Genomic DNA, 20,004 nt, shown 5'->3' with positions numbered 1-20,004 from the left:
TATTCCAGCCGCTGGTGCGCATACTATGACGGTTAGCTAATCCAAGGAGGTCATAGCATGAATAAGCAGCGCGCCCAGGAAATCGCCGCTTCGCCGGTGATGGCGAACGTGACGTACGAAGGGGTTCCGATTTATATTCAGCATGTGGACGAAGAACAGGAAAGCGCCAGAATTTATCCGCTCGGCCAGCCGGAGCAGGAGCAAGAGGTCCCGCTGAACAGCTTAGTGGAAGGTTAATCATTTCAATAACGCGTCAATAACGCGTCAATAACGCGTCAGCCCCGCCAAGCTCGACTTGACCGGGGCTGCTTTTTTAACGTTCATTTGTGGTATCCGATTGAGATAAGGCGGCGCACTCCCGAAAGGCAAAATGCCGACAGCCCAGACACTTCTGATGCTCCAGCCGGGTCAAAGCGTAATCGATCGCCTCGCCTGTATGCGCAAAAAAGTGCTCTTTTCCGATCAACTCGTCGAGTCCGGTTCGATTCAACACGTCCCGGGGTTGAGACTGCAGGCCCGAGATCAGAACGATGCCGCCTTGCCGGATGATATCCCGGACCACACCGGCCAAATACGATTCCCCCGTCGTGTCCATAAACAGCACTTTTCCGAGGCGCAGGATTACCGTTTTCGGCCGTTCGTCGAGCGTCTCCGAGATCGACTTTTCAAACAGCGTTCCCGCTCCGAAAAACAGCGCTCCCTCCACCGTAATAATCGCGATCTGCGGACAGTCGTGGCTTTCGCTGACGATATGGGAAGCCACTTTCCCGCGGTGCGAGGCCGGGTCCGGCAAAACCTTGGCCACCGTGAGCATGCCGCTCATCCGCCGGACGAACAGGACGACCGCAAGAATCAATCCGGCGAGCACGGCCGTCGTCAGATCGGTCAGCACGGTAAGCAGGAAAGTAATGATCAGGACGACGGAATCGGCTGTTCTTGTTTTCACAATATGAACAAACTCCTTGCGCTCGCTCATATTCCAGGCTACGATCATCAGGATCGGCGCCATGCTGGCCAGCGGGATCGCGGAAGCCAAGGGGGCAAGCAGAATCAGCACGAGCAGGACGAAGACGCTGTGCACCATCCCCGACACGGGGCTTGCCGCCCCGTTCTTAATATTCGCCGCGGTTCTGGCAATCGCGCCCGTCGCCGGAATGCCGCCGAACAAAGGGGTGACGATGTTCGCAATCCCTTGTCCGATCAACTCGCGGTTGCTGTGATGGCGGCTTCCTGTCATGCCGTCGGCTACGACCGCTGACAAGAGCGACTCGATTCCTCCGAGCGCCGCGATGACGCAGGCCGGGCCAAGAAGCGGGATGATTTTCTCAAGCGTCACCTCCGGCACGTGAAACTGGGGAAGCGTCCCGGGAATGGCGCCGTACGTCGACCCGATCGTATGGACCTGCCCCTCGAACAGCACAACCGACAGCACGCTGGATACGAGCAGGCCGACGAGCGATCCGGGCACTTTCGGCAGCAGCTTCGGGGTCGCCAATAACAAGGCGAGACACACGACAGCCGTAATGACGCTGTATGGGTTTACCGTCGACAGGTGCAGCCCGATCTCCTTCATGTTAGATATAAAATCCTCATGCTTGCGGATGCCGCTCAGCCCCAGAAAACTGGCGATTTGGCCGGTGAAAATAAGGACGGCGATTCCGGCGGTAAAGCCGATCGTCACCGGACGGGGAATAAATTGAATCAGCGCTCCGAGCTTGAATACCCCCATCAAGACAAGGATGATTCCCGCCAGCCCGCCGGCGATCAGCAAATTTTCATACCCGTACTGCATCACAATAGCGAACAAACTCGGAACGAACGCGCCTGTTGGCCCGCCGATCTGGAATTTGGACCCGCCGAGCAGCGAGATGAGAAATCCGGCAATCACCGTCGTATAAATGCCGTACTGAGGCTTAACTCCCGCCGCAATGGCAAAAGCCATCCCTAAAGGAATGGCTATAATCCCGACAATCGAGCCAGAGATCAGATCCCGGCGAAAATCATTTGCGCTGTACCCGTCAAATCTTCCCGACCGCTTCATGACAAGACCTTCTTTTCATATATTTGATTATTTGAATATATGGGGAATATACACCCGGGAATCCGTTCTTGTCAATGACGGACAGGTGCCGATTTTTGCCGCATCAACGGATAACACCAAAAAACCGGCCTCCTTGTTATTAACAACAAGAGCCGGTTTTTGCCATTTTTCTTTCATTCGTCTGCAAGATTATTCGTTGCGTATGTTTTCAAGCAGTGAGATGGCGTCCACCAAATGATTATCGAAGATTTGTCTGGTTACCCCGAGGAGGTCTTTAATCAGAGGATCGCGTAACGAATAAATGACGGAAGTTCCCTCTTTGGTTCCGCTTACTACATTTTTGCTGCGGAGCACGGCCAACTGCTGCGATACGGCGGAGCCTTCGCTTCCCAGAATAGCCTGAAGCTCGTTGACGTTTTTGTCCCCTTCGCACAGCACCTCAAGAATCCGGATTCGCATCGGATGCGCCAACGCCTTGAAAAACTCCGCTTTAAACTGCTGGATTTCACGATTCATCGATCTAAGCCCCTTAAAACGTTGAACGTTTGAATATATAAATATCATACCACAGATAAGAAGCGGGTTGTAAAACAAACCGTAACCGTATAATATTGTTACATTCAAATAATCAAAGATTTAACAAATTTGAGTGGCTATTTTCTAGAAAGAGGCGATTGCATATGTCCGGCTTTCGGACTTGGGAACAAAAAGAGCTTGCCCGCCCGACGACCAAACAAGAAGTGATCGAAGCGGGTTTGGCTTACCTCGAAGGCGTGGGGGCGGATCTGATCTGCAAAGTTTGTATTCCGAGCGGCGGCTCCTGCTGCATAAGCTGCCCGTTTCTGGCCGACCGCGTCGGCTGCGGACAGCGCAATACGAGCTGTACGGCTTGGCTGTGCGGTTTCTTGAAGTATATCTATTACGAAGCCGGCTTGATTCGGGAATGGGAAGGCTTCTGGGATGAAGTACCGGGGCAGCAGTTCCGGTACGATACGACCCCGCGCCACTTTGCCGTCCACGGCTGGCTGGAGCCGCCGAAGATCCGTTTTTTATCCGAAGCCTTCGCGGACGATTTGCAGCGGCTCCGGCGGGATCGTCCCGCTGCCTGGCTTGTGGAGTTAAAAGGGAAGCTGGACTGGTATATCGACGAAATATTGGACAGCACCAACCCGAAATTCGTGAAAAGAAAAGAAGCCAAGCTGTACCGTTTGACCAGCGATTTCCAGCGGTTTCATCAGGCCAAGGCCCAGCTTAACTAGTCCGTAAATCTGTTCCGGATAGCGAAAAAGCGCCGTTTCCGGCATCCCGTAAGCATCCCCCGATTCACCCCGCGCCCAAAAAGAAGTACAATAAGCTTAACCTTAACGAAAGCGGCTGAAACGATCTTCCGGGGCTGATCGAACTCGTTCCGGCTGCGTGCGAGATACGAGGGGTTGCAAAAACGGTTCGTTCTGTAAAATAAGGAAAAGAACAGCGGCGTCCGGGGTTTTGTATCCCCAGACGCCGCTGCGTTGTTTAAGCTTTAGTTCTTAGCCGGTTCGGCAGGCTTCTGATCTTTGCCTTCCTTCGCATCCTTGGCATCCTGCTCCTGCTTGGCTTTAATATAAAATTCCTGCCCTTTGTCCTGCATCGTCTTAAGCGCGTCGTCCACCGATTTCTTGCCTTCGACCACGGACATGATTTCGGTTCCGGCCAACTCTCTGAACGGTCTATCAAATCCCATCGGTATTTTGCCAAAGTTTTTGTAAAAGTTGTTCTCGCTCATTTTCAGCATATAGAACGGCTCCATACTGTGTCCGTCGCGTTCCTTAACGTAAGCCGTTCGCGAAAGGAGAGAGCCGTCTTCGGATTTGGCTTGCAACTTCGCCATTTCTTCGCTGTTAATGTACTTGACGAGCTCCCAAGCGGCTCTAGGATTGGACGTGTTAGCGTTGACGGCAAACAGACCGCTAAGGGAGACGGAGTTCGAGACATCCGGATTTTTGGGATCGACCGGTACGGTGACGATATCCCAATTAACCGGCGTCACATCTTTCAGCACTTCCTTGGTGCGTTGAAGGCTGCCCATGGTAAAGGAGTATTCCAACGACATCGCGACTCTTCCGGTGGCGAACAAATCTTTCCTATAATAGTCTTCCATGGTCTGCGATTTATTCGGATCGAATTTTTCGTCGTTGCCGGGAAATACCGCGCCCGATTTCAACGCTTCAACAGTTGTCACAAGCGCATTTTTCCAGCCATCCGATTGGACAGTGACCGTCCCTTTGTCCGGATCGACGACCGATAATCCGCTGGTCAATCCGATGTTGTTCATATATTGATAAGCAAGCTGCTTCTTATCTCCGAAGGCATAAGATGAGTTCTGGGCAAAGCCATAGATCCGGTTATTGCCTTGCCCGTCCTTCGGAAACCGCTTGGCGAGGTCCAGCACTTCGTTCCAGGTCATCTTGTTTTTCGGCAGCGGGACGCCATGCTTCTCGAATAAATCCTTATTATAAAATAACGCTTGACTGTAGAAGGAAGGGGTCAACCCGTATATATTTCCGTTGCCTTTCGCTTTGATTTGCTCTACGAGGCTTGGCAAAATATTTTCGATATCGAACTTGTCCTGCCGGATAACGTCGTCGAGCTGGTACAGCTTGCCGTCATTGGCCCATGTTTCGAACATATCCGGCGTTTGAAACATCAGCACGTCCGGCTTCTCGTCGTCGACAAGCTTCTGGAATTCCTCGTTCATATCCTTGCCGTTGCCGAGGGAGATCCCTTGTGTAGAAACAACTTGTACGTCAATATTCGGAAATTTCGCCGAGAACAAGTTACCGTACTGCTGGAAAAAGGAATTTTTATCCCAGAATACGACTTTGATACTTGCTTTCTCGTCTTTGCCAAGCTCCTTCAGCGTCTTGGACGGTTTGGCTCCTCCGGAATTGGAATTACATCCAGCGATCAGCACGGCTACAGCCAGCCCGGCCGTGAGCCCAATACGACTTCGTTTCATATTGCTTCCCCACCTTTTCCGAAAGACAGCACAATCCCTTACTGTGCCGTCTTTTCCAATTATTTCCCCACCAAACACTATAGACGGATGAAAAGCTGAAAAGCATTCACTTTTTTTCTAAATTTTTCTTTATAATTGCTTTTCAATCCGTTCTTAGGAGAAAAAGAAACGCGAGGAAGAAACAAGTGCTGGTTATCCAGTGGCTGAATGCAAGATACGAGGGGTTGCAAAACTGTTCGTTCGATCTGTAAAAAAAGGAAAAAAACAGCGGCGTCCGGGGCTTTGTATCCCCAGACGCCGCTGCGTTGTTTAAATTTTAGTTTTTAGCCGGTTCGGCAGGCTTCTGATCTTTGCCTTCCTTCGCATTCTTGACATCCTGTTCTTGCTTGGCTTTAATATAAGCTTCCTGCCCTTTTTCCTGCATCGTCTTGAGCGCGTCGTCCGCCGATTTCTTGCCTTCGACCACGGATATGACTTCGTTTTGGGCCAACTCGTAGAACGGTTGAAAAAATTCGCCCGGGATTTTGTTGGGGTTTTTGTAAAGGGTGTGCTCGTTTATTTTCAGCATATAGAACGGCTCCATACTGCGGCCCTCGCGTTCTTTGGCGTAAGCCGTTCGGGAAAGCAGCGTCCCGTCTTCGGACTTGGTTAGCAATTTGGCCATGTCATCGCTGTTGATAAACTTGACGAGCTCCCAAGCCGCTCTCGGATTGGACGAGTTGGCATTGACGGCGAACAGCGAAGAAAGGGAGATGGAATTCGAAACTTCCGGGTTTTTCGGATCGACCGGTACGGTAACGACATCCCAATTGACAGGCGTTACGTCTTTCAGCATTTCCTTGCTGCGTTGAAGGCCGTTAATCGTGTAAGACCCTCCAACCGTCATCGCGAGTTTTCCGGTGGCGAACAAATCTTTCTTCATAGGGTCTTCCGTCATCGGCTTACTCGGATCGAATTGTTCATTGTTGCCGGCAAACACCGCCCCCGATTTTAAAGCTTCCACTGTCGATAGAAGCGCCTCTTTCCAGCCGTCCGATTGGATCGTGACCGCTCCTTTGTCCGGGTCGACTATGGATAATCCGTTGGTTTTTCCCATAGTGGTCATCATTTGAAGAGCAACCTGCTTCTTATCCGAGTAAAAAGAGCCGTTATCCGCATAGCCGTAGATCCGGTTATCGCCTTGCCCGTTCTTCGGGAACCGCTTGGCGAGGTCCATCACTTCGTTCCAGGTCATCTTATTTTTCGGCAACGGGACGCCGTGCTTCTCGAATAAATCCTTATTATAAAATAACACCTGACTGTCAAAGGAAGGGGTCAACCCGTAAATATTGCCGTTGCCTTTCGCTTTGATTTGCTCCACAACGCTCGGCAAAATATTTTCGATGTCGAACTTGTCCTGCCGGATGACGTCGTCGAGCTGGTACAGCTTGCCGTCATTGGCCCACTTCTCAAACATTTCCGACGAATCGAGCAACAGCACATCCGGCTTTTCTTCTTCGACAAGCTTCTGGAATGCCTCGTTCGGGTCCTTGCCACTACCGTAGATGTTTTGCGTAGAAACGACTTGCACGTCAATATTCGGAAATTTCGCCGTGAACATATTGCCGTACTGTTGGAAGAAGTAATTTTTATCAAAGTATAGGACCTTGATGCTTGCTTTCTCGTCTTTGCCAAGCTCCTTCAGCGTCTTGGATGGTTTGGCTTCCCCCCCGGAATTGGAATTACATCCCGCGACTAGCACGGCTACAGCCAGTCCGGCCGTGAGCCCAATACGACTTTGTTTCATCTCTTTTTCTCCACCTTTTCCGAAAGACAGCATATTACCTTACCGCGCAGTCTTTTCCAATGATTTCTTTATCCCATACACTAATAAGACGGATAAAGGGCAGAAAAGATTCGTTCTTCTTTCTGAATTTTTCTTAAGAATTGCTTTACGCTCTGTTCTCGGGAGCGAAAGCAACGTGGGAAGAAACAAGTGCTGGGTATTCAGTGGCTGCGTGCGAGATACGAGGGGTTGCAAAAACTGTTCGTTCGCTTTGTAAAAAAAGGAAAAAAACAGCGTCGTCCGGGGCTTTATATCCCCAGACGCCGCCGCGTTGTTTAAGCTTTAGTTTTTAGCCGGTTCGGCAGGCTTCTGATCTTTGCCTTCCTTCGCATTCTTGGCATCCTGCTCTTGCTTGGCTTTAATATAAAATTCCTTCCCTTTTTCCTGCATCGTCTTGAGCGCGTCGTCCGCCGATTTCTTGCCTTCCATGACGGACTGAATTTCGTTTTCGGCCACCTCGTTGAACGGTTTGTAAAAAAGCTCGTACGAGACTTTGTTGTAGTTTTTGTAAAGGCTGTTCTCGCTCATTTTCAGCATATAGAACGGCTCCATACTGCGACCCTCGCGTTCTTTGGAGTAAGCCGTTCGGGAAAGCAGCGACCCGTCTTCGGACTTGGTTAGCAATTTGGCCATGTCCTCGCTGTTGATATATTTGACGAGTTCCCAAGCCGCTCTCGGATTGGACGAGTTGGCATTGACGGCGAACAGCGAGGAAAGGGAGACGGAATTCGAAACTTCCGGGTTTTTCGGATCGACCGGTACGGTAACGACATCCCAGTTGACAGGTGTTACGTTCAGCGTTTCCTTGACGCGTTGAAGGCTGTTAATCATATAAGGCCCTCCAACCGTCATGGCGAGTCTTCCGGTGGCGAACAAATCTTTCTTCATATGTTCTTCCATCGACATCTGCTTATTCGGATCGGATTTTTCGTTGCCGCCGTCAAACACCGCCCCTGATTTTAAAGCTTCGACTGACATCAGAAGCGCCTCTTTCCAGCCGTCCGATTGGATCGTGACCGCTCCTTTGTCCGGGTCGATGAGGGATAATCCGTTAGTCGCTCCGATACCTTTCATCATTTGATAAGCAATCTGCTTCTTATTATCCATGAAAGCATACGATGCGTTATCCGCAAAGCCGTAGATCCGGTTATCGCCTTGCCCGTTCTTCGGGAACCGCTTGGCGAGGTCCATCACTTCGTTCCAGGTCATCTTATTTTTTGGCAGCGGGACGCCGTGCTTCTCGAATAAATCCTTATTATAAAATAACGCCTGACTGCCAAAGGAAGGGGCCAACGCGTAAATATTGCCGTTTCCTTTCGCCTTGATCAGCTCCACGACGCTTGGCGAAATATTTTCGATGTCGAACTTGTCCTGACGAATGACGTCGTCGAGCTGGTACAGCTTGCCGTCATTGGCAAACTTCTCGAACGTATCCGACGAGTCGAACAACATCACATCCGGTTTTTCTTCGTCAACAAGCTTCTTGAATTCCTCGCTCGGGTCCTTGTCGCTCATAAGGATGTTTTGCGTAGAAACGACTTGCACGTCAATATTCGGAAATTTCGCCGAGAACATATTGCCGTACTGCTGGAAGAAGGAATTTTTGTCCCAGAATAGGACCTTGATGCTTGCTTTCTCGTCTTTGCCAAGCTCCTTCAGCGTCTTGGACGGCTTGGCTTCTCCCCCGGAACTGGAATTACATCCCGCGACTAGCACGGCTACAGCCAGTCCGGCCGTGAGCCCAATACGACTTCGTTTCATCTCTTTTTCTCCACCTTTTCTGAAAGACAGCATATTACCTTACCGTGTTGTCTTTTCCAATGATTTCTTTATCCCACACTAAGTAAGACAGAGGAACGGCGGAAAAGATTTCATCTTTCTTTCTAAATTTTTCTTTAGAATTGGTTTACAATCTGTTTTCTTTCGACGGCGATTTTATTATAAACGCTTTCATCCCGCCTCCCGTAGGGCCATATTCCGATTGACACCTTCGAAAGCGCGATGGTACTATGAAAGTGTCAATTATATAAAACCTTGGTTTTATATACAAAACCAATTGTTTTTTTTGGAGGAAGCATGGACAAGAAATATTGGGTACCTGCCCTCGAAAAATCCAACCTTGTGCTCCAAGCGATCTCGGAGCAGCCCTCCAGCCTGAAACTGATCGATCTGTCGAAGCGGCTCGGAATCAACAAGAGCTCGATGTTTTCCCTGCTTGCCACAATGGAAGCGCTGGACTGGGTCGTACGGGAGGAGGACGCGACGTATTCGCTAGGGTCCAAGCTGGGCTACATTGGAAACGCTTTTTTCAAGCAATTCAGCTTGATCGACCGGTTCCGCAAGGAAGCCTCCGTCACCAAGCACGTCATCAAAGAAACGATTCAGCTGGCGAAGCTGGAACGGAACGAGGTGCTTTATTTGGCGAAGGAGGAGATGCCTTCCCCGGTGCGCTTATCGTCGGAGCCCGGGATCAAATATCCCGCTCACGCGACGGCGCTCGGCAAGGCGATGCTGGCATGGGTCGATGAGCCCGAGTTCGGGGCGCTGTACGCTTCGGAAGCGCTCGATCCGTGCTTGACGCCGCACACGCTGCAGCAGCGCTCCGACCTGATTCGTCAGCTTGAGGACGTGCGGACGAGCGGCTACGCGTATGACTTGCAGGAGGCGGTCATGGGCTTCTGCTGTGTGGCTGCTCCGGTTCGTTCCGGCAACGGGGAGGTCGTCGCGGCGATCAGCTGCTCCATGTTTCAGCACGAATGGGAGGCGAAGCGGGAGCTGGCCCGGCACGAAATATGCGCGCTCGCCGAGAGACTGTCGCAGTATCAAACCACCACTTAACCGAAGGATGTGAGCCCCGTGAGATTGCACAATAAGGTAACGCTCATTACCGGGTCCGGCTCGGGCATCGGGAAAAGCACGGCGCAGCTGTTCGCCCGCGAAGGCGCGACGGTCATCGTCAACGATTTGGCGGAGGATAAAGGGCTGGAGACTGTCGAAGAGATACGCCAGGCCGGAGGGAACGCGCTGTTCGTGCAAGCGGACGTGACGAATCCCGAATCCGTTCAAGCACTGGTGGATACCGTCATCTCCAAGTACGGCCGGATCGATGTGCTGTTCAACAATGCCGGCATCAGCGGCGTGGGGGCGATCCACGAAGTGGAGCCCGAAGCGTGGGACCGCGTCATTACGGTTAATATCCGCGGCACGTTCCTGCCGTGCAAGTACGTCGTGCCGCATATGATGCAGCGCAAAGAAGGCTCGATCATTAACATGTCCTCCTGCATCGCCGAAATCGGGCTGGCGCGCAGGGCATCGTACTCCGCAACCAAAGGAGCCGTGCTGGCGCTGACCAAATCGATGCAGGTCGATTACGCTCCCTATAACATCCGCGTGAACGCGCTGCTGCCGGGGACGATCCTGACGCCGTTCGTGGAAAATTATTTGCGGACTTCCTACGACAACCCGGAGGAAGCGTACGAATCGCTTAAAAAACGCCAGCTAAGCGGCGACTTGGGACGCCCGGACGACGTGGCCAATGCTGCGCTGTTCCTCGCTTCGGACGAATCGAAATTTATGATGGGCTCCCCGCTATATATCGACGGGGGCGCCGTTTTTGGCAAGAACGCGTAACGCATCGACTTTTTTAGACTAAATTAACAATAAGCCAAGGAGGCATATTCAAATATGAAACTGCTTACTTTTATTGAAGACGGACAGGAACAACTCGGCGTCAAGACCGACCGCGGCATCGTACATGTTGCTAAAGCGCTTGCAGCGATCCCTGCTGGAAACGCAGACGTGCCGCAGACGGTGCATGAAGTCATCGAAGGCGGATTTTCTGCGGCTACGGCTCTGCAAGCTTACGTGGACCAAGCGCTGACGGCCGGTGGCAGCGAAGCGTATATCCTGGACGAGGCCGGACTGACTTACGCCCCGTGCGTTCCGCATCCGAACAAAATCATCTGCGTCGGGCTGAATTACCGCAAGCATGCGGAAGAAACGAACTCGCCGATTCCGCAGTATCCGATCCTGTTCAACAAATTCAACAATACGCTGACGGGCCACGGACAGGACGTGCCGCTGCCGGTCAGCGTGACGAGCAAGGTGGATTACGAGGCGGAGCTGGGCATCGTGATCGGCAAGAAAGCGAAGTACGTATCCAAAGATGCGGCGCTGGATCACGTGTTCGGCTACTGCAACGTGAACGATTTGTCCGCCCGCGACCTGCAAATGCGCACCCAGCAATGGCTGCTCGGCAAGTCGTGCGACGGCTTCAGCCCGCTCGGGCCTTACCTGGTGACGGCCGATGAAGTCGGAGATCCGAACAACCTTTCCATCCGCTGCGTTGTGAACGGCGAAGTGCGCCAGAACTCCAACACGTCGGATATGATCTTCCATTGCGACGAAATCGTCAGCTACATTTCGCAGCATATGACGCTGGTGCCGGGCGACGTCATTTTGACCGGCACTCCGCAGGGCGTCGTACTCGGATATCCGGTAGAGAAGCAGGTTTACCTGAAAGACGGCGACGTCGTCACGATCGAGATCGAGAAGCTGGGTTCGCTGACGAACCGCATGGTTAACGAGCAGGCGTAACGGCAATCGATAAAAGGAGGAACGGCGGATGGCAGGACCGATTATCGCAGGAGCGGACGCGCTTGTGATGGACCCGCGCGATCATGTGGCGACGGCGATCAAAGATTTGAAGCAGGATCAGCGGATCACCTTCCGGGTGCAGGAGCAAGTTCAGGAAATAACGCTGCTGGACGGCGTTCCGTTCGGGCATAAAATAGCGATCCAAGACATCCCGGCCGGGACGGATATCCGCAAGTACGGCGAAGTGATCGGACGGACGTCGGTCCCGATCCTTGCAGGGCAGCATGTTCACGTGCATAACGTCGAAGGAATTCGCGGTCGCGGGGATCAGGCGAAGGCGTGAGAAGCGAAGGGAGAACGAATACTCATGAATCACATGATGGGCTATAGAAGACCGAACGGCGACGTGGGCATCCGCAATCATTTGCTTATTATCCCGACCGTCATTTGCGCCAACCAAGTGTGCACCCGGATCAACCAGATGGTTCCGGACACGGTGTCGATCCCCCATCAGCACGGCTGCAGCCAGATCGGCGCGGACAAAGACCGCACCTTCGACGTATTGGCGGGAACCGGCCGCAATCCGAACGTCGGCGGCGTGATCATCATCAGCCTCGGCTGCGAAGTCGTCGACCCGCATGCGCTGGCTGAGGCAATCCGTCCCACGGGCAAGCCGGTCGAAGTGTTCGACATTCAATCGGTCGGCGGTTCCGTGAAAGCGATCCAGCACGGGGTGGAAATCGCGCGGAAAATGCGCGCCCAGCTCGATGACATGAAGCCTGAGCCGGTGCCTTTCAGCGAGCTGATCATCGGGGTCAAATGCGGCGGCTCGGACGCCACCTCGGGTCTCGCTTCCAATCCGGCGCTCGGCGCGGCTGCCGATTCGCTCATTCAGCAGGGCGGCGGCGTCGTGATCGGGGAAACGACGGAAATTATCGGCGCCGAGCATGTGCTCGCCTCGCGCTGCGCCACGCCGGACATTTCGGAGAAGCTGTATCATATCGTCGACCGCTTCGAGAAGGAAGTCGAGCGGATGGGCGCCGACATGCGCGGCGGCAATCCGAGTCCGGGCAATATTGCCGGGGGACTGACGACGATCGAAGAAAAATCGCTCGGCTGCATCAGCAAGTGCGGCAGCGCTCCGATCAAAGGCGTCATCGAGTATGCCGAGGACATTCCGAAGCACGGGCTCTATTTCATGGATTCGCCGGGCAACGACATCGAATGCGTCTCCGGGATGGCGGCGGGCGGCGCGCATCTGGTCTGCTTTACGACGGGGCGGGGGACGCCTACCGGAGCCGCCGTCATTCCGGTCATCAAAATTACTGGCAACAAAAGGATGTTCGAGAGAATGTCGGACAACATGGACGTCGATGTCAGCGATATGCTGGAAGGCACGCTCAGCCTGGAGGCGGCAGGTGAAGTCGTCTGGGAGGAAATTCAAGCGGTCGCGAACGGAAAGCTGACGAAGGCGGAAATTTTGGGCCATACCGAATTCAGTATTAACCGGATCGGACCGAGCTTATAAGCTTACTGCATAACGAGGGAGGCACGGATTCATGGGAAGATTGGCAGGACGGGTTGCGCTCGTTACGGGGGCAAGCCGGGGCATTGGAGAAGCGATTGCCATTCGTTTGGCGGAGGAAGGCGCGCATGTTGCCATTAACTTCACTTCCGAGCGTTCGCGCCCGCTGGCGGAGAGCGTGAAGAAGCAGGCGGAAGCGCACGGAGTCAAAGCGATGGTGGTTCAAGCCGACGTAGGCAGCAAGCAGCAGGCGGAAGATATGTTCCGGCAGGTGCGAGAGCAGCTGGGCGATGTGGAAATTCTCGTCAACAACGCCGGGATCGCGCCGTTCGAATCGTTCTTGAAATGTACGGAAGAGACATGGGACCGAACATATAATACGAACGTCAAATCGATTTTCCTCTGCTCGCAGTTGGCGGCGAAGTCCATGATCGAAAAGCGCTACGGCAAAATCGTCAACGTCTTGTCGACCGCCAGCCTCGTCGTCACGAGCCCGGTCATTCCGCATTACCAATCGTCCAAAGCGGCGGCGAACATGCTGACGAAGGGGATGGCGATCGAGCTTGGCAAATACAACATCAACGTCAATGCGGTCGGCCCGAGCACGGTCGATACCGATATGTGTACGGACTATTTGGCCGACGATGTCATCCGGTCCAAAGAAATCGAAGCGAATCCGATGAAGCGTCTCGGCACCGCCCGCCAGATCGGAGATGCCGTCGTGTTCCTGGCCTCCGATGAAGCGATGCAGGTCAACGGCCATCTGCTCATGGTCGACGGCGGTCTGACTGTCAAAGCGGCCCAGCCGGATGATCAAATGGAGCATTAAGTAGCAGCAAAAAATGGAGCCCTCCGCAAGCCGGGGGGCTTTTTGGCACACAACGACACCAAGCGACATCAAATCTAATAATCTCCTAATATGGAACTGAAACTTTCATAATTATTCGGAATTATAGTAGAGATATCAAGCGGAGGTGATTGGTATGAAAGACATGAAGCTGCTGCATCAGGGGAAAGTTTACAAGGGGCAAGTGTCCTACGAAGGTTCGGATTTAATGGAAGTTTCCTTCACGGAGCCGTCCTCCTTTACGGGCGGGGAATCCGTCATCTGCTTTGATTTTCAGAAAAGAGTGCAAATGCGCGTGCTGCAGGTTTCCAAATCCAAGCTGATTTTAGTCCCGGCGGATTCGGAAATTTTCAATATAACAGCGAGACCCGATGCCGTGCTGGACGATATGTACCGCGACGAAAACTTGGCGTTTCCCAGCTTCAAGCTGAACACGTACGGCACGCTGATCGACGATTTTCGTACGATGACGGTTCGTTTTTGCCGGATCAGCCGTCTCGGGTTCGGATTCGAAATTAACGATTTCTCTGTCAAAATGAACCATGTCTACGACACGATGATCATGTGCGACGAAGAAACGATTCATCCGAAGGTTGTGGTCCGTTACGCCCATATTCAAGAAAAAACGATCAGCTACGGCGCCGAAATTTACAGCATCTCGGCCAAAGACTTGAACAAGCTCCGCTTCTACATCGTGACGCAGCAGTTTATGGCGCAATAGGCGATATTCCTAAAAAACAATCCGGCTGTTCCGTTCGATAAAACGGAAGCAGCCGGTTTTTTGTGGTGCGATTATTGGTGCAATTCTCTTCCTTGAACCCAGACGCGCTTGAGGTCGAGCTCCGGCGTGACGAGCAGCAGATCGGCCTGCTTGCCGGTTTCGATGCTGCCGGTTTCCTCCAGAAGCCCGAGCTGCTTCGCCGGGTTCCAGCTGGCCATCCGGCTGGCTTCCTCGACGCTGACTCCGACCGTGTTGACCACATAGCGGAAGGCCCCGATCATCGTCAGCGTGCTGCCTGCAAGGCTGTCGCCGTCGCGGAGCCTTGCGACGCCGTCCTTCACCACGACGGCGAGTCCGCCGAGTTCAAAATCGCCGTCCCCGAGTCCCGCGGCGGACATGGCGTCGGTGATGAGCAGCAGATTATCGCTGCGCTTCGTTTGGGTCAGCAGCCGGATGCAGGCCGGATGAACGTGATGTCCGTCGGCGATAACCTCCGCGCAGATTTTGTCCTCGGTCAGCACGGCGCCGACGACGCCGGGCTCGCGGTGGTGCAGCCCTTTCATCGCGTTGAACGTATGCACGGCATGACTCAGTCCATGCTTGACCGCTTCGCCGATTTGCGCATAGGTCGAATCCGTATGCCCGCAGGCGACGACGATGCCTTGTCCGGCGAGGAAGGCAATGACCGGCAAAGCTCCTTCCGTTTCCGGGGCAAGCGTAACGAGGCGAATCAAGCCCGGGTAGCGGCTGGTCCATTCCTCGACCCATTCGAGCTTCGGCGTGACGATAAAGCTCGGATTTTGCGCGCCGGGCCATTTCGGACTGATGAACGGTCCTTCCAGATGCACGCCAGCCAATTGCGCGTAGGGCATCCCTTTTTCCCGGTACGCCTTGACGCTCTCCAGCACTTGACCGATCCCTTCGGGGGAAGCAGTTACCGTGGTCGCCAGCATCGTGGTCGTCCCGTGGCTGGAGTGAAACCGGGTAATATTCTCAAGCGATTCGATCGTTCCGTCCATGAAGTCGCTGCCGTAGCCGCCGTGCACATGCACGTCGATAAATCCGGGCAGCAGCCAGCTTCCGCGGGCGTCGATTTTCGTGCCGGTCGCTTCAGCCAGCGCTTCGTTCAGCTCGGCCATCGAGCCGAGCGCTTCGATCTTTCCGTCTTTGACCGCGGCGTATCCGGCGGGAATGACCGCATCCGGCGTGACGACTTTGGCGTTAACGATCAGGGTATCCCATGCTTCGCGGCTCATTTTAACAGGCCTCCCGCTTCGGAATCCAATAATACGACGACGTGCGGATGCGTCTGCAGCAGCGAGGCCGGGCAATCCGTCGTGATCGGGCCTTGCAGCGCCCGCTGTACGATTTCCGCTTTATCCGCGCCGCGGACGACGAGCAGAATCATTTTCGCTTTCAGAATCGTGCCGACTCCCATGGTCAGGGCATGCGTCGGCACCTGCTCCGGCTTGTCGAAAAACCGCGCGTTCGCCGAGCGGGTCGATTCTTTCAGCTCGACGAGATGCGTGCCTCCCTCGAGCGTAGCGTCCGGCTCGTTGAAGCCGATGTGCCCGTTATGGCCGAGACCGAGCAGCTGCAGGTCGATCTGTCCGTACTCTTCCAGCAGGCTGTCGTAGCCGGTGCATTCCGCCTGCAAATCCGTCGCGGTGCCGCTTGGAATATGGCATTGCTGCGGGGGGATGTCGACGAGACCGAGCAGGTGCTCCTGCATGAACGTATAATAGCTGGCCGGATGCCCCGGCTCAAGACCGACATATTCGTCAAGATTGAACGCCGTCGCTTTGGCGAAGCTGACCAGCCCTTGCCGGTGCGACTCGACAAGCTCTTGGTAAATACCGATCGGCGTGCTGCCTGTCGCAAGCCCGAGCACGGCTCTCGGATTCGTTTGCAGCAGTCCGGTAATGATGCCGGCGCCGGCTTTGTTCAATTCTTCTTGCGTGCGGAAAGTTAAAATGTTCATGGCTTATCTCCCTTTTTCTTTGCGGTATTTTTTCACTTCTTGAAACGATTGCTCCAGAAGCGGAACATAATCGTCAAAGTGCAAGCTGAGCAGCGCGGTAAACAAGATGTCCACCACGTGCAGCTGAGCGATCCGCGAAGCCATATCGCCTCGGCGCATTCCTTCTTCGAGCGAGGAGGCGTACAGCCGGATGTCTGCGAGCTGCGAAATCCGATTGGCCCCGAACTTGGTGAGCGAAATCGTCGTGGCTCCCCGTTCCTTGGCGCACAAGAGGGCGTCGAGCGTTTCGGGGGTTTCGCCGGAGTAGGAAAATGCAAACGCCACGTCACCCTCGCCGAGGCTCGTTGCCGACGTAATCTGCATGTGGGAATCGGCCCAGTGCTGCGCCATTTTGCCGATGCGCACCAGCTTTTGCTGGCAATCGTACGCGACCATCCCCGAGGTCGCCATCCCGTACAAATCGATGCGCCGGGCATCGTGCAGCGCATCCACCGCCCGCTGGACCTCCGTGAGGTCGAGCTGCCGCGTCGTATCCGAGATCGAACGCAGATGGTTCGTTTCAATTGCTTGGGCGATGCTGTGAAGCGTGTTGCCCGCGACAATGTCCTGGTAGGACGGCTTTGCCGAAACAGGCTGGACGAGCTCGGCGGCCAGCTTCATGCGAAAATCCCCGTAGCTCTTGAACAGCAGGCTGCGGCAAAATCGGGACACCGTCGCAGCGCTCGTTCCCGAACGTCCGGCCAGCTCCGTAATGCTCAAATGAACGGCCTCGTGGGCATGCTCCAAAATGAACTGCGCGAGAATTTGTTCCTTCGGATTCATGTGGTGCTGCTGTTCCCGTAAGGCTTGCAGAATACCGGACATCGGATCACCTGCTTTGCAAAGATTTTGTAAATAATTTTCTTCATACTGATAAAAATGATGAAAATTATTTTCTTCTTCATCATAGCCAATATCGCTGGTTTTCGCAACTGTTTTCGGCCTAAATCCGGCGGCGTCTTAAGACTTGCGGGACCTTGCGGATGGAGGAACCGGTTTCTAAAATAAAACAGCCGTTTCCCGTGCATAGGCGCACGAGAAACGGCCGTTTTTATCGTTGTTCAAACGCCGCGATTATTCTATTCCGTAAACAGCTTCCGCAAATTGTCCCCATACGGAGCCCGAATGATGCCTTTTTCCGTAATAATGGCCGTCACGTACTCGTTCGGCGTCACGTCGAACGCCGGGTTGAACACCTTGACGCCCTGTGGCGCGGTACGCTTGCCGAACCCTTGCGTAATCTCGTCCTCATGCCGTTCCTCGATCGGAATATCGGCCCCGGTCGGCGTGTTCAAGTCGATCGTCGATATCGGGCACGCGACGTAGAACGGAATGCCGTGGGCTTTGGCCAGCACGGCGACGCTGTAGGTGCCGATCTTGTTGGCTACGTCGCCGTTGGCGGCTACGCGGTCGGTACCGACGATGACCGCTTGTACCCAGCCCTTCGCCATGACGGCGCCGGCCATGTTGTCGCAGATCAGCGTCACGTCGACGCCCGCCTGCTGCAGCTCGAACGCCGTCAAGCGCGCTCCCTGCAGCACCGGCCGGGTTTCGTCCGCGAACACTTTAAGCGTGATGCCTTTCTCCAGCGCCAGGTACATCGGCGCCAGCGCCGTCCCGTACCTTGCGGTCGCAAGGCCGCCCGCATTGCAGTGCGTGAGGACGCCCATGCCGTCCTCGAACAAAGACAGCGCGTGCTCGCCGATCAAGCGGCACGTTTCCTCGTCCTCGGCCTGGATGGCCCGAGCCTCATCCAACAGCGCTTGCTGCGCGGTCTCGACCGTCGTACCCTCCGGGGCGGCTGAGCCAAGCAGCGCCTCGGCCCGCGCCCGCATCCGGTCCAGCGCCCAGAACAAATTCACCGCCGTCGGGCGCGATGTCGCGAGGTAATCGCATTGGCGGTTCACTTCCGCCAGCAGCGCATCCCGGCTTCCGGAGAAGCTCCGCACGCCGAGATACACCCCGAACGCCGCCGCAATGCCGATGGCTGGCGCGCCGCGAACGGCGAGCTGCTTGATCGCATCCCAGACTTGCTCGGAGGTCGTCAGCTCCAAATAGACGATTTCGTCCGGCAGGAGCCGCTGGTCCAGAAGATCCAAGCGGTCCTCCAGCGAATTCCAGCGGACCGATTGCAGCCAGTCAGCTTGTTTGGTTTGTTCCGTAGTCAAGGTGTCAGCACACTCCTTTATCTATTTCACGGCCTTTTCGGCGATGTCGATCATTTCTCCGATGGAAGACGCCTGACGGTTAAATTGAATGAGCGCCGTGCCGATGGTGAGCGCCAGCCGTTGGGCACGCTCTTTGGCCGCTTCGTCTTGAATTTGATTGATATCGGCCACCTGCGCCAGGCCGTGTACGCGGCGCACCATCTTGCTGCCGGCGAAGCCGAACGTGTCCCGCAGCACTTCTTTCATGTACCAGTCCTGGTAGCCCGGCGTCCGCGCGATCCGGTCGGACCCGTGCCGGTTCCACAGCTCCCGGAACTCGCGTTCGAACGTCTCCCATACGTCGCGGATCGTGCCGGTCAAGTAGCCGCGGAAATCTTGGCGCGAAGCCTCGTCCTCGCCCCAGCCTTCCTGCGCGGCGAAGTTCAGCAGCAGGTTGGCGAACATCGCGCCGATATCGAAGCCCATCGGGCCGTAGTAGGCGAACTCCGGGTCGATGACCTTGGTCGAATCCGGCTTGATGAAGATGCTGCCGGTATGCAGATCGCCGTGCAGCAGCGCCTGGGCATGGGTCAAAAACTTCTCGCGCAGAATCGCCACTTCCAGATGAAGCCCGGTATCCTGCCAGATGGCGGCAACGGCGTCACGAATGGCCGGCGGAACGTTGTTGTTCGGCGAATCCGTATATGGATCGTCAAAAATCAGGTCCTCGGTAATTTTGCACAGCTCCGGGTTGATGAACCGTTTGACCCGTTCTTTTTTCTCCTGCTGGTTCATGCCGAGGTCGGACGTGTAAAAAAGGGTACGGGCCAAAAACGTTCCGATGTGCCCGGCGAACAGCGGGTATTTGTTCCGCTCGATCAAGCCTTTGCGCATAATGATATGGTCGCTCAAATCCTGCATGACCGTGAGCGCCAAGTCCGGCTCATAGGCGTATACGTGCGGGACAAGGTCGGGGCACAGCGATTCCTGAATCATCAGCGCTTCGCTCTCGATCCGGGCGCGGTCCAAGGTTAGCGGCCACGATTCGCCTACGACTTTGGCATAGGGGAGCGCTTGCTTTAAAATGATGCTTTTCCCGGTGGAAGGCTCGGAAATATGGAACACCAGATTCAAGTTGCCGTCTCCGATTTCGCGGCTCGTGAGCTCGGAATCGGACTGAAACAGGTCAGGTAATGTTCTTGCATATGCGATAGCTTCCGATTCCGTCAGCGGATGATATGCGGACATGAGATGAATTCCTCCTTTTTCCATATGAAAACTGCC

Annotated in this window: 19 protein-coding genes; 9 read left to right on the top strand and 10 right to left on the bottom strand. The window is 54.5% G+C overall.

Annotation, left to right across the window (positions count from 1 at the left end):
* The first annotated feature begins 57 nt into the window (after positions 1-57).
* Positions 58-237, top strand: coding sequence for a small acid-soluble spore protein H (locus NLX71_RS03025; protein WP_254362009.1), 180 nt, complete (start codon positions 58-60; stop codon positions 235-237).
* 76 nt (positions 238-313) lie between these two features.
* Here the strand turns inward: NLX71_RS03025 and NLX71_RS03020 are convergent, their stop codons facing one another.
* Complete coding sequence (locus tag NLX71_RS03020) at positions 314-2,041, bottom strand: SulP family inorganic anion transporter (RefSeq protein ID WP_254362008.1); 1,728 nt, start codon at positions 2,039-2,041, stop codon at positions 314-316.
* A 189-nt stretch (positions 2,042-2,230) separates the two neighbouring features.
* Positions 2,231-2,557, bottom strand: a complete 327-nt coding sequence (locus tag NLX71_RS03015) for an ArsR/SmtB family transcription factor (RefSeq protein WP_254362007.1) — start codon at positions 2,555-2,557, stop codon at positions 2,231-2,233.
* A 164-nt stretch (positions 2,558-2,721) separates the two neighbouring features.
* Between NLX71_RS03015 and NLX71_RS03010 the strand changes: the two genes are divergently transcribed.
* Entirely contained in the window at positions 2,722-3,300 is a 579-nt protein-coding gene (locus NLX71_RS03010; protein ID WP_254362006.1) for a hypothetical protein, read from the top strand.
* Positions 3,301-3,563: 263 nt separating this feature from the next.
* On the opposite strand, the gene NLX71_RS03005 is transcribed toward NLX71_RS03010, so the two are convergent.
* The 3 genes from NLX71_RS03005 to NLX71_RS02995 form a co-directional block, all read right to left on the bottom strand.
* On the bottom strand, positions 3,564-5,039 hold the full coding sequence (locus NLX71_RS03005) for an ABC transporter substrate-binding protein (protein WP_254362005.1): 1,476 nt from the start codon (positions 5,037-5,039) through the stop codon (positions 3,564-3,566).
* A gap of 316 nt (positions 5,040-5,355) precedes the next feature.
* A complete protein-coding gene (locus NLX71_RS03000) occupies positions 5,356-6,825 on the bottom strand; it encodes an ABC transporter substrate-binding protein (protein WP_254362004.1) in 1,470 nt (489 codons plus the stop codon).
* Between the two features lie 321 nt (positions 6,826-7,146).
* The gene (locus NLX71_RS02995) at positions 7,147-8,625 is read right to left on the bottom strand and encodes an ABC transporter substrate-binding protein (RefSeq protein WP_254362003.1); all 1,479 of its coding nucleotides are present in this window, start codon (positions 8,623-8,625) and stop codon (positions 7,147-7,149) included.
* 315 nt (positions 8,626-8,940) lie between these two features.
* Between NLX71_RS02995 and NLX71_RS02990 the strand changes: the two genes are divergently transcribed.
* The 7 genes from NLX71_RS02990 to NLX71_RS02960 all read left to right on the top strand — a co-directional run bounded on the left by NLX71_RS02990 (position 8,941) and on the right by NLX71_RS02960 (position 14,553).
* Positions 8,941-9,702: an IclR family transcriptional regulator gene (locus NLX71_RS02990; RefSeq protein ID WP_254362002.1), complete on the top strand. Its 762-nt coding sequence runs from the start codon at positions 8,941-8,943 to the stop codon at positions 9,700-9,702.
* A gap of 18 nt (positions 9,703-9,720) precedes the next feature.
* A complete protein-coding gene (locus tag NLX71_RS02985) occupies positions 9,721-10,494 on the top strand; it encodes an SDR family NAD(P)-dependent oxidoreductase (protein ID WP_254362001.1) in 774 nt (257 codons plus the stop codon).
* Between the two features lie 54 nt (positions 10,495-10,548).
* Positions 10,549-11,460 carry a fumarylacetoacetate hydrolase family protein gene (locus tag NLX71_RS02980; RefSeq protein ID WP_254362000.1) on the top strand — a complete coding sequence of 304 codons (912 nt, stop codon included), beginning with the start codon at positions 10,549-10,551 and terminating at the stop codon, positions 11,458-11,460.
* Between the two features lie 28 nt (positions 11,461-11,488).
* The gene (locus NLX71_RS02975) at positions 11,489-11,803 is read left to right on the top strand and encodes a UxaA family hydrolase (protein WP_254361999.1); all 315 of its coding nucleotides are present in this window, start codon (positions 11,489-11,491) and stop codon (positions 11,801-11,803) included.
* A gap of 24 nt (positions 11,804-11,827) precedes the next feature.
* Positions 11,828-12,988 (top strand): UxaA family hydrolase, encoded by a 1,161-nt coding sequence (locus NLX71_RS02970; protein WP_254361998.1) that lies wholly within the window; start codon positions 11,828-11,830, stop codon positions 12,986-12,988.
* A 31-nt stretch (positions 12,989-13,019) separates the two neighbouring features.
* Positions 13,020-13,814 (top strand): SDR family NAD(P)-dependent oxidoreductase, encoded by a 795-nt coding sequence (locus tag NLX71_RS02965; protein ID WP_254361997.1) that lies wholly within the window; start codon positions 13,020-13,022, stop codon positions 13,812-13,814.
* A gap of 154 nt (positions 13,815-13,968) precedes the next feature.
* Positions 13,969-14,553 carry a hypothetical protein gene (locus NLX71_RS02960; RefSeq protein WP_254361996.1) on the top strand — a complete coding sequence of 195 codons (585 nt, stop codon included), beginning with the start codon at positions 13,969-13,971 and terminating at the stop codon, positions 14,551-14,553.
* 71 nt (positions 14,554-14,624) lie between these two features.
* Here the strand turns inward: NLX71_RS02960 and nagA are convergent, their stop codons facing one another.
* From nagA to mtnK, 5 genes are all read right to left on the bottom strand, one after another.
* Entirely contained in the window at positions 14,625-15,809 is a 1,185-nt protein-coding gene (nagA, locus tag NLX71_RS02955) for an N-acetylglucosamine-6-phosphate deacetylase (protein ID WP_254361995.1), read from the bottom strand.
* Entirely contained in the window at positions 15,806-16,534 is a 729-nt protein-coding gene (gene nagB, locus NLX71_RS02950) for a glucosamine-6-phosphate deaminase (RefSeq protein ID WP_254361994.1), read from the bottom strand. The genes nagA and nagB overlap by 4 nt, the downstream gene beginning before the upstream one ends.
* A 3-nt stretch (positions 16,535-16,537) precedes the next feature.
* A complete protein-coding gene (locus tag NLX71_RS02945; protein WP_254361993.1) occupies positions 16,538-17,398 on the bottom strand; it encodes a MurR/RpiR family transcriptional regulator in 861 nt (286 codons plus the stop codon).
* A 254-nt stretch (positions 17,399-17,652) separates the two neighbouring features.
* Entirely contained in the window at positions 17,653-18,741 is a 1,089-nt protein-coding gene (gene mtnA, locus NLX71_RS02940) for an S-methyl-5-thioribose-1-phosphate isomerase (RefSeq protein ID WP_254361992.1), read from the bottom strand.
* Between the two features lie 21 nt (positions 18,742-18,762).
* Complete coding sequence (gene mtnK / locus NLX71_RS02935) at positions 18,763-19,968, bottom strand: S-methyl-5-thioribose kinase (protein ID WP_254361991.1); 1,206 nt, start codon at positions 19,966-19,968, stop codon at positions 18,763-18,765.
* Positions 19,969-20,004 lie beyond the last annotated feature (36 nt).

This window comes from Paenibacillus sp. MZ04-78.2, assembly GCF_024213375.1.
Taxonomy (GTDB): domain Bacteria; phylum Bacillota; class Bacilli; order Paenibacillales; family NBRC-103111; genus Paenibacillus_G.
Note: the sequence above shows the minus strand (reverse complement) of the source record. Positions and strands in the feature narration are given on the sequence as shown.

Excerpts from the sequence above, each read along its gene's own strand:
- NLX71_RS03025 (WP_254362009.1), top strand. The coding sequence starts at position 58 with ATGAATAAGCAGCGCGCCCAGGAAATCGCCGCTTCGCCGGTGATGGCG.
- NLX71_RS03020 (WP_254362008.1), bottom strand. The coding sequence starts at position 2,041 with ATGAAGCGGTCGGGAAGATTTGACGGGTACAGCGCAAATGATTTTCGC.
- NLX71_RS03015 (WP_254362007.1), bottom strand. The coding sequence starts at position 2,557 with ATGAATCGTGAAATCCAGCAGTTTAAAGCGGAGTTTTTCAAGGCGTTG.
- NLX71_RS03010 (WP_254362006.1), top strand. The coding sequence starts at position 2,722 with ATGTCCGGCTTTCGGACTTGGGAACAAAAAGAGCTTGCCCGCCCGACG.
- NLX71_RS03005 (WP_254362005.1), bottom strand. The coding sequence starts at position 5,039 with ATGAAACGAAGTCGTATTGGGCTCACGGCCGGGCTGGCTGTAGCCGTG.
- NLX71_RS03000 (WP_254362004.1), bottom strand. The coding sequence starts at position 6,825 with ATGAAACAAAGTCGTATTGGGCTCACGGCCGGACTGGCTGTAGCCGTG.
- NLX71_RS02995 (WP_254362003.1), bottom strand. The coding sequence starts at position 8,625 with ATGAAACGAAGTCGTATTGGGCTCACGGCCGGACTGGCTGTAGCCGTG.
- NLX71_RS02990 (WP_254362002.1), top strand. The coding sequence starts at position 8,941 with ATGGACAAGAAATATTGGGTACCTGCCCTCGAAAAATCCAACCTTGTG.
- NLX71_RS02980 (WP_254362000.1), top strand. The coding sequence starts at position 10,549 with ATGAAACTGCTTACTTTTATTGAAGACGGACAGGAACAACTCGGCGTC.
- NLX71_RS02975 (WP_254361999.1), top strand. The coding sequence starts at position 11,489 with ATGGCAGGACCGATTATCGCAGGAGCGGACGCGCTTGTGATGGACCCG.
- NLX71_RS02970 (WP_254361998.1), top strand. The coding sequence starts at position 11,828 with ATGAATCACATGATGGGCTATAGAAGACCGAACGGCGACGTGGGCATC.
- NLX71_RS02965 (WP_254361997.1), top strand. The coding sequence starts at position 13,020 with ATGGGAAGATTGGCAGGACGGGTTGCGCTCGTTACGGGGGCAAGCCGG.
- NLX71_RS02960 (WP_254361996.1), top strand. The coding sequence starts at position 13,969 with ATGAAAGACATGAAGCTGCTGCATCAGGGGAAAGTTTACAAGGGGCAA.
- nagA (WP_254361995.1), bottom strand. The coding sequence starts at position 15,809 with ATGAGCCGCGAAGCATGGGATACCCTGATCGTTAACGCCAAAGTCGTC.
- nagB (WP_254361994.1), bottom strand. The coding sequence starts at position 16,534 with ATGAACATTTTAACTTTCCGCACGCAAGAAGAATTGAACAAAGCCGGC.
- NLX71_RS02945 (WP_254361993.1), bottom strand. The coding sequence starts at position 17,398 with ATGTCCGGTATTCTGCAAGCCTTACGGGAACAGCAGCACCACATGAAT.
- mtnK (WP_254361991.1), bottom strand. The coding sequence starts at position 19,968 with ATGTCCGCATATCATCCGCTGACGGAATCGGAAGCTATCGCATATGCA.